Source organism: Sinorhizobium numidicum (genome assembly GCF_029892045.1).
Lineage (GTDB): Bacteria > Pseudomonadota > Alphaproteobacteria > Rhizobiales > Rhizobiaceae > Sinorhizobium > Sinorhizobium numidicum.
The window spans coordinates 906,121-918,332 of the sequence record NZ_CP120367.1 but is presented as its reverse complement, the minus strand read 5'-3'; the positions used below and the strand labels follow the sequence as shown (position 1 = coordinate 918,332).

Genomic DNA, 12,212 nt, shown 5'->3' with positions numbered 1-12,212 from the left:
GGTCAGGACAACGTCAGGCAATGGAAATCCCAAACATGCAATCCATCAGAATTTCAGGGAAGTCCGCCGGTTCCCGCAAGCTTACCTATTTCGCCCGCATCGCGATCATCGCGATCATGACCGCCTCCGGGCCGGTCCTCGCCCGGGCAGATGAGTATCGGCTCGGCGTCATGGACAAGCTCCGCGTTCGCGTCGCCGAGTGGCAGACAGCCGAGGGCGCCGTCCGCGACTGGTCTGCCGTCAGCGGCGAATACACGGTAGGCGCGTCCGGCAACGTTTCCTTGCCCTTCGTAGGCGATCTGCCCGTCTCGGGCAGGACGACGGCGGAGGTCGCCGAAGAGATCGGCATAAAGATGCAGAAGCTCTTTGGTCTACGGGACAGACCTTCCGCGTCGGTCGAAATGGCCCAGTACCGCCCTGTCTATCTCTACGGAGAGGTGGAGACGCCCGGCGAATACCCCTACGCGCCCAACCTGACGGTGCTTAAAGCCGTCAGCCTGGGAGGAGGTTTGCGGCGAGCCGAGAACGGTCAACGCTTTGCTCGGGACTATATCAATGCGAGCGGCGATTCCGCGGTGCATGTTTCCGAGCGCAGCCGGCTGCTCATTCGTCGTGCCCGGCTCCAGGCGGAAATCGCGAAACGCGACAAGATCACCTTGCCTGAAGAGCTGAAAGACTTCCCCGGCGTCGACAAGCTGCTTGCCAGCGAGGAGGCGCTGATGGAATCGCGCGACAAGCGGCAGCAACGCCAGTTGGCTGCTCTCGCCGATCTCAAATCCCTTCTTCAAGGCGAAATAGAATCGCTTGCGAAGAAATCCGAGACGCAAGCACGCCAGCTTGAGCTCGTCATGGAGGATCGCGACAAGGTCGACAGCCTAGCGGAAAAAGGGTTGGCTCTCAGCCAGCGCAAGCTTGCGCTTGAGCAAAGGGTGGCTGATGTGCAGTCGTCACTGCTCGACATCGACACCGCCTCGCTCAAGGCAAAACAGGACATGAGCAAGGCGACGCAGGACGAGACCAATCTTCGCAATGACTGGGACGCGCAGCTCGCCCAGGAACTGCAGAACACCGAAGCCGAACTCGACACGCTGACGCTGAAGCTCGGCACCAGCCGTGACCTGATGACCGAAGCCCTGGCACAGTCGGCAGAGGCGGCCCAGTTGCAAGAGCAAAGCGCGAGCATCACCTATTCGATCATTCGCGAAAAAGACGGAAAGCCGACCGAGATTGCGGGGGACGAGAACACTCCAGTGCTGCCCGGAGACGTCATCAAGGTGACCGCTGCACCGGCGATGCGGTGAGGGTGGCATGAGAATATCGAAGGCGAGCCTGATCAGCCCCGGGGCCAATGAGCTGTACGGCATTGCGGCCGTCGCCCTGTCGCTTTTCGTCTTCGCCTATTCGACCCGCTTCGGCCCGATTTCCATTCTGCTTTACTACGGCCTGTGGCTTCCCCTCGTCGCGGTCGACTATCGTAGGGTCCTCGGCAGTTACAGCAAATATCTCTGGATATTTGCCTTCGCCGTGTTTGCCTGCGTTAGCCTCTTCTGGTCGGCGGCGCCCTCGATAACGCTAAGAGCTGGCATCCAATACCTAAGTCACATCATCTGTGCGCTGATCGCCATGCGGACAATCGACATACGTACCTTGGCGCGGGGTGCCATTGTCGGCGTCGCCATTGTGCTCGTCTATTCGCTGCTGTTCGGCGTCTATCATTACGATCCGCTTGACGGCACATACAGCTTCGTTGGCGCATTTGCCTCGAAGAACCAATTGGGCTTCTATGCCTCGCTTGGCATCTATTTCGCTTTCGTGTCCGTCTTCACGCTCGGTGAGCGGGGCATCTGGCGGGCGGCGGCAGGCGTTTCCGGGGCGATCGCCGCCTATTCGCTGCTCGCCTCGCAATCGGCGACATCGGTGCTGACGACCGTCGCGATCATCGGGCTCTGCCTCGGCATGCGCTTGATATCGGCACTGCGCCCCGCCAGCCGCAAGAGCCTCTTCCTCGGCGCCGCGGTATTCGGCAGCGTGGCCGCGGTAGCGATGATCTATGCCGGCGGCATCGATCTGATCCTCGGCGCGTTCGGCAAGGATTCGACGCTCACCGGGCGCACCTATCTGTGGCAACAGGGCATAGAGGCGGCAAAGGCTTCGCCCATCTTCGGCCTCGGTTACCAGGCCTATTGGGTCCAGGGCTTCTCCGAGGCGGAGCGCCTATGGGAAGAATTCTATATCACTGCCCGCGGCGGCTTCCATTTTCATAACACCTTCATCGAGGCCGCCGTCGAAACAGGACTTGTCGGCCTTGTGTTGCTGAGCACGCTGTTGCTTATCGCGGTTTTCGGCAACCTGAAGCGGCTGCTTTTCCTGGACCGCGATCCTGAAGCCTTCGTGCTCTTCGGCGTCGCGATGCTCCTCTTCATTCGCGCTTTCGTCGAAATCGATATTATGAACCCTTATCATGTCGGGTCCTTCCTGCTGTATTTCACCGCCGGAAAACTGACGCTCCCGCGTCGCCGGATCGTCGCGCCTCAGCTATGGCCGGTAATGGGCCGGCCGGTCACCTACGAGGCCCGCGTCAGCGGATGACGCCAGGGGCGGAGGCGACCGAGTGAAGACGATCCACGTAATTCAGTATCTCCGCGCGGCAGCGGCACTAGCCGTGGTTCTGTTCCATGCCGCAGAAAAGACCGGACATCATTTTGCGATCGGCGCGGCCGGTGTTGATATTTTCTTCGTCATCAGCGGCTTCATCATGTGGGTTGTCAGCGATCGTCGGCCGCTGACGCCGGCGAGATTCATTGCCGACCGCATCCGCCGGATCGTGCCTGTCTATTGGCTCGCGACGGCTATCATGGTTGCCGGCGCGCTCGCGGGACTGTTTCCCAACATGGTTCTGACCTTGAAACATCTGCTCGCGTCGCTTTTCTTCGTTCCGGTTCGATCTCCGAGCAATGGCGAAATCTGGCCTGTTCTCGTGCAGGGTTGGACGCTCAATTTCGAGATGCTGTTCTACGCGGTGTTCGCGATCTCGCTGCTACTGCCGCGAAGCTCGCGCCTGCCGGCAATCGGCAGTCTGTTCCTCTTGCTCGTGGCAGCGGGCCTGGCCATCCGCTTCGACAATGCCGTGATGCTCAACTATACGCGGCCGGTCATTCTTGAATTCGTCGCGGGCATGATCGTCGGTGAGTTCTGGCTGAGGGGCAGGGTGCCTTCGGTGACCATCGGTTCTGCGCTGATTGGCTGTTCCGTCGGCGGCTTTGCTCTTATCGCTCTCCTGCGCCTGCCATTCGACGAGTTGACGACAGGCCCGCTGGCCGTGCTGCTCGTCGTCGGCGCGCTTTCGCTGGAGGCGCACGGCCGCGTCCGGGCGTTGACATTACCGAACCTTCTCGGCAACGCATCCTATTCGATCTACCTCTGGCACACTTTTGCGATTTCGGTGGTCGCCAAGATGGGTTTTGCGTTGGGTCTCGATCCACTGATATCAATGGCCGTAGCCGTGCTTTCGGGAACGCTTGTCGGGATCGCCGGCTATGCGATGCTGGAGCGCCCGCTGCTGCAGCGCGGGCGCGCTCAGCCAGCCGTACCCGGCCTTGTTGGCCGCGCAGGCGAATAGATCAGCGCGACTGACGAAATCTGTCTTCTTTTGCACGTAAACGCTTCAAGTTCGCACGAGAATAAAACCATCGTACGGCGTGGCGCGCCTATTCAGACGCGCCACGCCTGGTGGAATCACGCGCCCTGATTTCTGCGTGAATGCCAGTTCCAGGCCGACTCGGTGATTGCCGCGAGATTGTATTGCGGCTCCCAGCCAAGCACCTCGCGGGCCTTGTCGTTGTTGGCGACAAGCGTCGTCGAGTCGCCTTCGCGTCGTCCGGCATAGCCGACATTGAACGGCCGTTTGGCCACCTTTTCGATCGCGCTCAGCAGTTCCTTGACCGTTGTTCCGGTACCGGTTCCAAGGTTGAGCTCGACGCTCTTACCGCCGTCGAGGAGATAGTCGACTGCACGCACATGCGCGTCCGCAAGATCGAGGACATGGATATAGTCGCGCACGCAGGTCCCGTCGCGGGTGTCGTAATCGGTTCCGAACACCTTGAAGCCCTCCCGCCGACCGAGCGCCGCTTCGATCGCCAGCGGTATCGCGTGGGTCTCCGGTTCGTGCCATTCACCGATGCGGCCCTCGAAATCGGCGCCTGCGGCATTGAAGTAGCGCAGGATGACGGAGCGCATGCCCTTATAGAGGCCGTAATCCTTCAGTGCTTGCTCGCAAATCCATTTCGTCCGGCCATAGGGGTTGATCGGCGCCTGTTTGTGGCTTTCGTCCATGGGCACGCTGTCTGGCAGACCATAGGTCGCGCAGGTGGACGAGAACACGAAGGCGTCGATCCCGGCTGCGAGTGCTGCCGACAGCAGGGTCAGCGTGCCGATCACATTGTTGTCGTAGAAGGCGGCCGGGTCCTTCACGGATTCGCCGACCTCGATCATGGCCGCAAAATGCAGGATGGCGCGCGGCTGATGGTGCGCCAGGACCTCGTCGAGACGCTGCCGGTCGCGGATGTCCCCCTTTTCAAGCACGCCCCATTTGACGAACTCCTCGTGGCCATTCGAGAGGTTGTCGTAAACGATCGGCCGATAACCCTTTTCAGCAAGTTGGAGGCAGGTATGGGAACCGATATAGCCGGCACCACCGACGACGAGAATATTGTTGTTCTGCACGGGCAACCTCAAGGATCTCTAAAACTTCGGTAAGAACTCTGTACGCTTGGCCATGAATAGCGGCGAAATTTCCAACACATTGTGAAAGTTCTGCAAAACGGTGGCGTTTTCAACTGCTTCGTTGAAAGGATCGCTTATTTCGTTGCCGCCGGGTCAGTCATGCTTCTGACAACCGGAACTGTTGCAAGGATGCAGCATTCCGCTTCTCTCCGGCGCGCAGCTGCACTATAGGCGCTTGGCGTCTGCTCGGATTTCAACTATAAGCAGTCATCCGGCAATCGGAATCAGGGAGGTCATGATGACAGTTTTTTCCTTCTCCCTCCACGGTGGTCCACGATCCTGACCCTGTGAGCGAGGGCGCCCGCGCCTTTCGATAGCAGATTGAGATTGTCACCGTCGCGCCGTCTCCCTTGGAGACCGCGCTGATTCATTGATGCCGCGTTGATTCATTTTGTCTGGCGGCATTCCCCTTCTGTGCAGATTTTGAGGCCGGTGCGCTCGTCGCCGGGCAAGCCATATGTCGTTTACTCGTTTTGTTGCGCGCGACGGCGCGTTTCGGCGCGTTTTCCGCTTCTCCTGGATCCATTGCAAAAGGCAGCCCCTGCGGCTTGCGGCCATTCTCGGCGCGGTGCTTCTTTCCACGCTCGCCGACGTGCTGACGCCGCTCTATTCCGGTAAGCTGGTCGACGCGGTCGTGTCAGGTGCTGCGACCGATACCCTCGCATGGAACGCCGCAATTTCGGCTTTTATGATGTTGATGGCTCTGTCTCTGGGCGCCATCGTCCTACGGCACATCACGTTCATCGGCATTGTCAGCCTCACCCTGAAAATGATGACCGATATCGCTTCCGCCGCGTTCCATCACATTCAGAGGTTTTCCAGTGATTGGCACGCCAACAGCTTCGCCGGTTCGACCGTCCGCAAGGTGACCCGAGGCATGTGGGCGCTGGACCTGCTCAACGACACTTTGCTGGTCGCCCTGTTTCCCTCGGTGGTCATGCTGGCGGGATCGACCGCACTAATGGCCTGGCACTGGCCCATCATGGGCGTGATCGTCGGGCTTGGCTCCGTCGCCTTCATCGCAGTGACCGTCACCTTGTCGCTCGGCTATGTGGCGCCGATGGCAAGTCTCGCCAATAGCTGGGACACCAAGCTCGGGGGCGCGCTCGCTGACGCGGTGAGCTGCAACGCCGTGGTCAAGGGGTTTGGCGCAGAGCAGCGCGAAGACGCTCGCCTCGCCAAAGTTCTCGGCAAATGGGAGCACCGCACCCGCCGTACCTGGACGCGCGGTACGGTTAACGGCACGGTACAAGGCGCGATGCTGCTCGTGTTGCGCGCGGCGGTGATCGGTTCTGCCTTGCTGCTATGGGCGAGGGGGCAGGCGAGCGCCGGCGCCATCACTTTCATCCTCACGTCCTTTTTCATCCTGCAGGGCTACCTGCGGGAAGTAGGCATGCACATCCGCAATCTGCAGCGCTCGATCAACGATATGGAGGAACTCGTCCATATCCACAGCCAGCCGGTCGGCGTCGAGGATCGAGCCGATGCCAGGCCGATCCGTATCACCGACGGTCAGATCGAGTTCCGCGACGTGACTTTCCACTACGGGGCGCACCGCGCACCGCTTTATGATCGTTTCTCGGTGACCATTCGTGCCGGCGAACGTGTCGGCCTCGTCGGGCATTCCGGCTCGGGCAAGACGACCTTCGTCAAGCTGATCCAGCGTCTGCACGACGTGAAGGCGGGCGAGATCCGGATCGACGGACAGGATATCGTCGGCGTGACGCAGGCGTCGCTGCGCCAGCAGATCGCCATCGTGCAGCAGGAGCCGATCCTGTTTCACCGGTCGCTTGCGGAAAACATCGCCTATGGCCGGCCGGGCGCGACACAGCGCGAGATCGAGGAAGCTGCAAGACTTGCGAGCGCGCATGATTTCATCACGGCATTGCCGAAAGGCTATGGAACCCTGGTGGGAGAGCGCGGCGTCAAGCTTTCGGGGGGCGAACGCCAGCGTGTCGCCATCGCCCGAGCTTTCCTTGCGGACGCACCGATCCTCATTCTGGACGAGGCAACGTCGAGCCTCGACTCTGAATCGGAGGTGCTGATCCAGCAGGCGATGGAGCGGCTCATGATGGGTCGCACCACACTTGTGATCGCCCACCGGCTGTCCACCGTGCGGGCGCTCGATCGGCTGTTGGTCTTCGATCGGGGCCGCATCGTGGAAGAAGGCGACCATGGTACGCTTATTCGCCTGAAGGGCGGCATCTATCGCAGCCTGTTCGAACGGCAGGCGCTGGAACTGACCAAGGGCCTCGTCCTCAACGACGGTTGACCGGGTTGCGATTGAGGAATGGCCGGCCGCGCAGCGGGTTTTTATTCCCGTTTGACCGGCCGGCCCATTCACAAGACGTCCTCTTTGGCCTAAAGAGCACGCAGGTAAAACTCCGGTCGCAGCCTACCCGGTCAAAACAAGGACACCTATCATGAAGACCATCGTAATCTGCTCCGGCGGATTGGATTCCGTTTCGCTCGCGCACAAGGTCGCGGCGGAACATCAGCTTCTCGGCCTGCTGTCATTCGATTATGGCCAGAGGCATTGCAAGGAACTGGATTTCGCCGCTGCCTGCGCTGAACGTCTCGGCGTCTCTCACCAGATCATCGACATCCGTGAGATCGGCCGCCATCTAAGCGGTTCGGCGCTCACCGACGAAGTGGACGTGCCGGACGGGCACTATGCGGAAGAATCGATGAGGGTGACGGTGGTGCCTAACCGCAACGCCATCATGCTCGCCATCGCCTTCGGCGTCGCCGCCGCCCGCAAGGCCGATGCAGTGGCCACCGCCGTACATGGCGGCGACCATTTCATCTATCCCGACTGTCGGCCGGGCTTCATCGGCGCCTTTCAGGCGATGCAGAACCATGCGCTCGAGGGATATGCGGACGTCACCCTGTACGCGCCCTACGTCAATGTCTCCAAGGCCGACATCGTCAAGGACGGGGCGAAGAACAACACCCCCTTTGCCGAGACCTGGTCCTGCTACAAGGGCGGGGCGCGGCATTGCGGGCGTTGCGGCACCTGCGTCGAACGGCGCGAGGCCTTCCATCTGGCGGGTGTGGCGGATCCGACAGACTATGACGATCCGGACTTCTGGATCGCGGCCACCGGTGGCTTCGCCGCCGAGGAGGTGAAGTAATGTTCCGTATCACCAAGGAATTCCATTTCTCCGCCTCGCACCAACTGACGAGCCTGCCGCCCGAACATCAATGTGCACGGCTGCACGGGCACAACTATATCGTCGAAGTCGAGCTTTCGGCCGAAGCATTGAACGAGCACGGCTTCGTACGCGACTATCATGAACTCGCACCGCTGAAACAGTATATCGACGAGACCTTCGATCATCGCCACCTCAACGACGTATTGGGCCATGACCGGGTCACGGCGGAATGTCTGGCACAACATTTCTACATATGGTGCAAGGCGCGGCTCCCGGAGACGACAGCCGTGCGCGTCAGCGAGACGGCAAAGACCTGGGCGGAATATCGGCCATGACTGGGGCAAGATCCGCCGAAATCCGCGTCAGCGAGATTTTCGGGCCGACGATTCAGGGCGAAGGGGTGCTGATCGGTCTGCCGACGGTATTCGTGAGGACGGGCGGCTGTGATTTTCGCTGTTCCTGGTGCGACAGTCTGCATGCCGTCGACAGCCGCTACCGCGACGAATGGCGGGCAATGTCCACCGAGGAAGTGTGGCGGGAGATCGCCAAGCTGTCCGGGGAAGAGCCAGTCATGGTCTCGCTTTCCGGCGGCAATCCGGCGATCCAGCCTCTGGGGGACTTGATCAGGCGCGGTCACGGCGAGGGCTATCGTTTTGCGCTCGAGACCCAAGGGTCGGTTGCCCGCGATTGGTTCGCCGACCTCGATGTACTGGTACTGAGCCCAAAGCCGCCTTCGAGCGGAATGGAAACAGATTGGGACGCATTCGACGCCTGCCTGCGGATGTCCCGGGATAAGCCGCGGACCGTGCTGAAGATCGTCGTCTTCGACGAGGCGGATTATGCCTATGCCAAAACGGCCGCAGCGCGCTACCGGCAATTGCCGGTCTACCTGCAGCCCGGAAACCATACGCCACCCCCTGCGGACGACGACGAGGCGTCGATCGACATCGAAGGCTTGATGGACCGCATGCGCTGGCTTGTCGGCAGGGTCACCGAGGACAAGTGGTTCGGGGCGCATGTTTTGCCGCAGTTGCATGTCCTGCTCTGGGGCAATAAGCGCGGTGTCTAGCTTTACCAGGCGACGGCGTCTTGATCTGAAATGTTTCAGGGCGCGCCGCGTGCTGCCACTTCTCTCTCGGCGATGCCTCCTCCGAGCAGAACTGGCTTCAGCGCAGGCCCCTCGGGATCCTTTACGAGGTGAATTACGCGGGAGAACAGGCTTCCGTTCCGTGGCGTTCGGCCGATCTTGACGACTGCGGTATCCCGAAGATCCGTCTCGAAGATCGACAGCGCCCGTTTCAGCGCCTCGCCGTCCATGGTCTCGAGTGCCTCATCGATGATCACCCAGCGCGGCCGTTGCAGGAGAAGCCGCGCAAAGGCAAGCAGCCTCTGCTCGTCGTCGCTGAGCTCCCGCTCCCAACGGGCTTCGCGGTCGAGTGACGTCGTAAGCTGATCGAGGCCGACCCTCGAGAGCGCTGCGACGATGTCGCCATCCCGGAAGCTCGCCGCTTCCGGATAAGCGAGAGCGTCGCGCAACCGCCCTCGAGGGAAATACGGAGCACGTGGGATGAAAGCGACGGCCTCGCGCGCCGGCATTCCGACACGCCCGCCGCCCCAGGGCCAAAGCCCTGCGAGGGCGCGAAACAGCAGCGTCTTTCCCGCGCGGGGATCACCGCTGATGATGACACGTTGGCCGGCGCCGATCTCGATATGGCGCTCGGCGAGCCTCGTACGCCCGGACGGCGAGGCGACCTCGAGGTTGTCGAAGGTCAGGCTGTCGCCCTCGTTCTCGGCGAATGAGATCCGTTTCTCCTTGTCGTGCAGCGCGTCCGTCATGATCAGTGCGCGGCGGAAGGCAGCGACGCGCAGAAGCGTCGCGCGCCAATCGGCAATGGCACTGATGTTGGCGATGAACCAGCGAAGCGACGTGTGCACCTGGTTAAAGGCGCCGACCGCCATCATTAGACCGCCGAAGCTGATGTTGCCGGCGAAATAGACGGGCGCGGCAACCAGGATCGGCGCGACGACCGTCACCCAACCATAGCCGTCCTGGACCCAGGCAAGGTTGACCTGTGCGCGAAATATGTTGCGCATGGCGCCGAGCACCGACGCGAGATCGAGCTCCAACCGCCGCCGCTCTCCGGCTTCACCCCCAGCCAGCGATATGGCGTCGATGTGCTCGTTGACATGCATCAGCGAGAAACGCAATTCGGCCTCGCGGGCGTACCGCTCGCCGTTCAACACAATGAGGGGACGCGCGACCAGCCAGCTCAGATAAGACGCCGACCCGGCGTAGAGGATCGCGGCCCAGACCATATAGCCAGGAATCTCCAGCGATCTGTCGCCAAAGTGAAAGACAAAGCCCGCTGACAGCGACCAGAGTACGCCGACGAAGGAGGCGAGCAGGATCGACGATTGCAGCAGTCCGAACCCGAGATCGGTGGTGAGATCGGCGAGGTGGCCCGCATCCTCCTGCATCCTCTGGTCCGGATTGACGCCGATTGCACCGGCATTGGCGAGCCGAAAGGCGCGGCGCGACCGCATCCATTCGCCGATGAGGTCCAGTGTCAGTCCTTCGCGCAGCTTCAGCCGGACCATCTGGTTGAGCCACTGCTGCGTGACGTTCAGCACCAAAAGGCCGCCGGCGATTCCGACGAAGAGCAGCAGTTGATAGAAGAAGGTGTTCAGATCGCGCCGTTCGATCGCGTCGAAAAAAGGCTTGTACCAGCGATTGAGCACAATCTGTCCGATGGCCGTTGCGATGATGATGACGAAACTGCCGGATGAAAGCCAGAGGATCGTCTTCAGAACCGGCGACGAAATAAAGGCGCTCCGCATCATGTCGAACTGCTGTGCGAGACTGTTGCCTTCCGGGGTCGCGGCTGACGGCTCGGATGCAGCCTTATTGCCGGTCTGATTCGTCATCATCAGTTTCTCCCTTTCAGAGCTCCAACCGTCAAACCTGTTTGAACGGTCGACAAGCCTAGGGCGGGATGAGGGAAATGTGCGCGGTTTTCCGCCCACGTCCCGCTCTAAATCATTAGAATCGATCACCCTGTGAGTTTGGACCCATTCAAACCAAAATCATCGTGACCCCGTCCGTTGCGCGGCACGGAACACCAACAGAGGATTGGAGGATCTTTTGACCCCGCTCGTCTCCACGGCGCAAGCAATCTCGTGATGATGTCGAACCCACGTTCGACGTCCATTTGGCCGAGATCCGGAGTAACCCCCAGGACTGCTGTTGCGACGCCACATCCCCGTCTCGCAGCAGCAACCAATGCAAAACAAGTATGCCATTAAACATCTGCAGGTGCTGAAATGCAGTCGGACTAAAAACAGCCATGCCCACAGTTTATGGGCAACGGCGCCTGCTGGATACAGATTTCGAGTGTGCCGCCAGTAAAATGCGGTGACGTGATGCATCATTACGTTTGCGAAGTAAGCCCAGCCGCCGCTCACCGCCCGGAAACAGACAGAAATGTCGAGGATCATGCCGGTCGCGCCAGAGGCTGCAACGTTACTGGTTCGCGAAAAGCGCTTGCTTTGCGCTGTCGAACTGGGCGTCGGCGCCGGGTGCGGCAGCCGAAACTGCATCGTTTTCGCGTTCAGCCAAAGCGGACAGGCGCAAAGACGATTTCAGCTTGTTCATGTTACAACGATGACATAAAACGTTACCGCCGTCCTACGACGCGTGTCACCCACACTCAACAGCGGATTCGCAAGAATTTGATGCGAAGAGAAGGAGACATTTATGTCTATTTCACCCTCCAATATTGGTGATAATCAAGCCGCAGCCATCGTCAGCAATGATGTGGCCGCTCGCGTCAAGGCCGCTCGAGAAGCCGTTGGCTACAGTATCGAGGATCTTGCCGTCACGTGCGGCCTCGCCATTGTTGAAATCAACGGAATCGAAAGCGGGATGGACAGCAGTCCAGAAAAATTGAAGCGCGTCGCAAGCGCTCTGCAAGTACCCCTCTCGGACTTCCTGACCGTTGAACTGTAAATTGCTTCCGGCCGGCTCGCATAAGGAGCCGGCCCGAATCACAGCTCGTCTCCCTGACATTCTTAGCGCTAAGCCCGCGGCTCGACAGCGCTTGCCTTATCCCGGCATGTAGAGCCGCAGCGCTTCTGCGCCCCATTACTCCACGCGAAAACCGCCCATTTTTACGGATCGGCAACCGCCAGCGGTCTAGCCGCGGTGGTGTGTTGGCCGAATAACCTGCGTCCTGATGCATTCATGGTGCATTGCAGCGACGAATTGCGCTTGATGTG

The 12,212-nt window shown here is 60.4% G+C and carries 10 protein-coding genes; 8 read left to right on the top strand and 2 right to left on the bottom strand.

The features are described 5' to 3' along the window. Window positions 1-35 precede the first annotated feature (35 nt). From PYH37_RS04410 to PYH37_RS04400, 3 genes are read left to right on the top strand one after another with little or no spacing between them, the layout of a single operon-like run. Window positions 36-1,301, top strand: a complete 1,266-nt coding sequence (locus PYH37_RS04410) for a polysaccharide biosynthesis/export family protein (protein ID WP_280732214.1) — start codon at window positions 36-38, stop codon at window positions 1,299-1,301. Window positions 1,302-1,308: 7 nt separating this feature from the next. After that, window positions 1,309-2,589, top strand: coding sequence for an O-antigen ligase family protein (locus PYH37_RS04405; RefSeq protein WP_280732212.1), 1,281 nt, complete (start codon window positions 1,309-1,311; stop codon window positions 2,587-2,589). 22 nt (window positions 2,590-2,611) lie between these two features. After that, window positions 2,612-3,619: an acyltransferase family protein gene (locus PYH37_RS04400; protein WP_280732210.1), complete on the top strand. Its 1,008-nt coding sequence runs from the start codon at window positions 2,612-2,614 to the stop codon at window positions 3,617-3,619. A gap of 116 nt (window positions 3,620-3,735) precedes the next feature. On the opposite strand, the gene galE is transcribed toward PYH37_RS04400, so the two are convergent. After that, on the bottom strand, window positions 3,736-4,722 hold the full coding sequence (galE, locus tag PYH37_RS04395; RefSeq protein WP_280732209.1) for a UDP-glucose 4-epimerase GalE: 987 nt from the start codon (window positions 4,720-4,722) through the stop codon (window positions 3,736-3,738). 517 nt (window positions 4,723-5,239) lie between these two features. On the opposite strand from galE, the gene PYH37_RS04390 reads away from it, so the two are divergent. The 4 genes from PYH37_RS04390 to queE all read left to right on the top strand — a co-directional run bounded on the left by PYH37_RS04390 (window position 5,240) and on the right by queE (window position 9,006). Beyond that, window positions 5,240-7,054, top strand: a complete 1,815-nt coding sequence (locus tag PYH37_RS04390) for an ABC transporter ATP-binding protein (RefSeq protein ID WP_280732208.1) — start codon at window positions 5,240-5,242, stop codon at window positions 7,052-7,054. A gap of 151 nt (window positions 7,055-7,205) precedes the next feature. Continuing rightward, window positions 7,206-7,916 carry a 7-cyano-7-deazaguanine synthase QueC gene (gene queC / locus PYH37_RS04385; protein ID WP_280732207.1) on the top strand — a complete coding sequence of 237 codons (711 nt, stop codon included), beginning with the start codon at window positions 7,206-7,208 and terminating at the stop codon, window positions 7,914-7,916. Then, the gene (gene queD / locus PYH37_RS04380; RefSeq protein WP_280732206.1) at window positions 7,916-8,272 is read left to right on the top strand and encodes a 6-carboxytetrahydropterin synthase QueD; all 357 of its coding nucleotides are present in this window, start codon (window positions 7,916-7,918) and stop codon (window positions 8,270-8,272) included. The genes queC and queD overlap by 1 nt, the downstream gene beginning before the upstream one ends. After that, a complete protein-coding gene (gene queE, locus PYH37_RS04375) occupies window positions 8,269-9,006 on the top strand; it encodes a 7-carboxy-7-deazaguanine synthase QueE (RefSeq protein ID WP_280732205.1) in 738 nt (245 codons plus the stop codon). Before queD ends, queE begins: the two co-directional genes overlap by 4 nt. Window positions 9,007-9,041: 35 nt before the next feature. Here the strand turns inward: queE and PYH37_RS04370 are convergent, their stop codons facing one another. Continuing rightward, a complete protein-coding gene (locus PYH37_RS04370; RefSeq protein ID WP_280732525.1) occupies window positions 9,042-10,862 on the bottom strand; it encodes an ABC transporter ATP-binding protein/permease in 1,821 nt (606 codons plus the stop codon). An 829-nt stretch (window positions 10,863-11,691) separates the two neighbouring features. On the opposite strand from PYH37_RS04370, the gene PYH37_RS04365 reads away from it, so the two are divergent. Beyond that, window positions 11,692-11,943: a helix-turn-helix domain-containing protein gene (locus PYH37_RS04365; protein WP_280732204.1), complete on the top strand. Its 252-nt coding sequence runs from the start codon at window positions 11,692-11,694 to the stop codon at window positions 11,941-11,943. Window positions 11,944-12,212 lie beyond the last annotated feature (269 nt).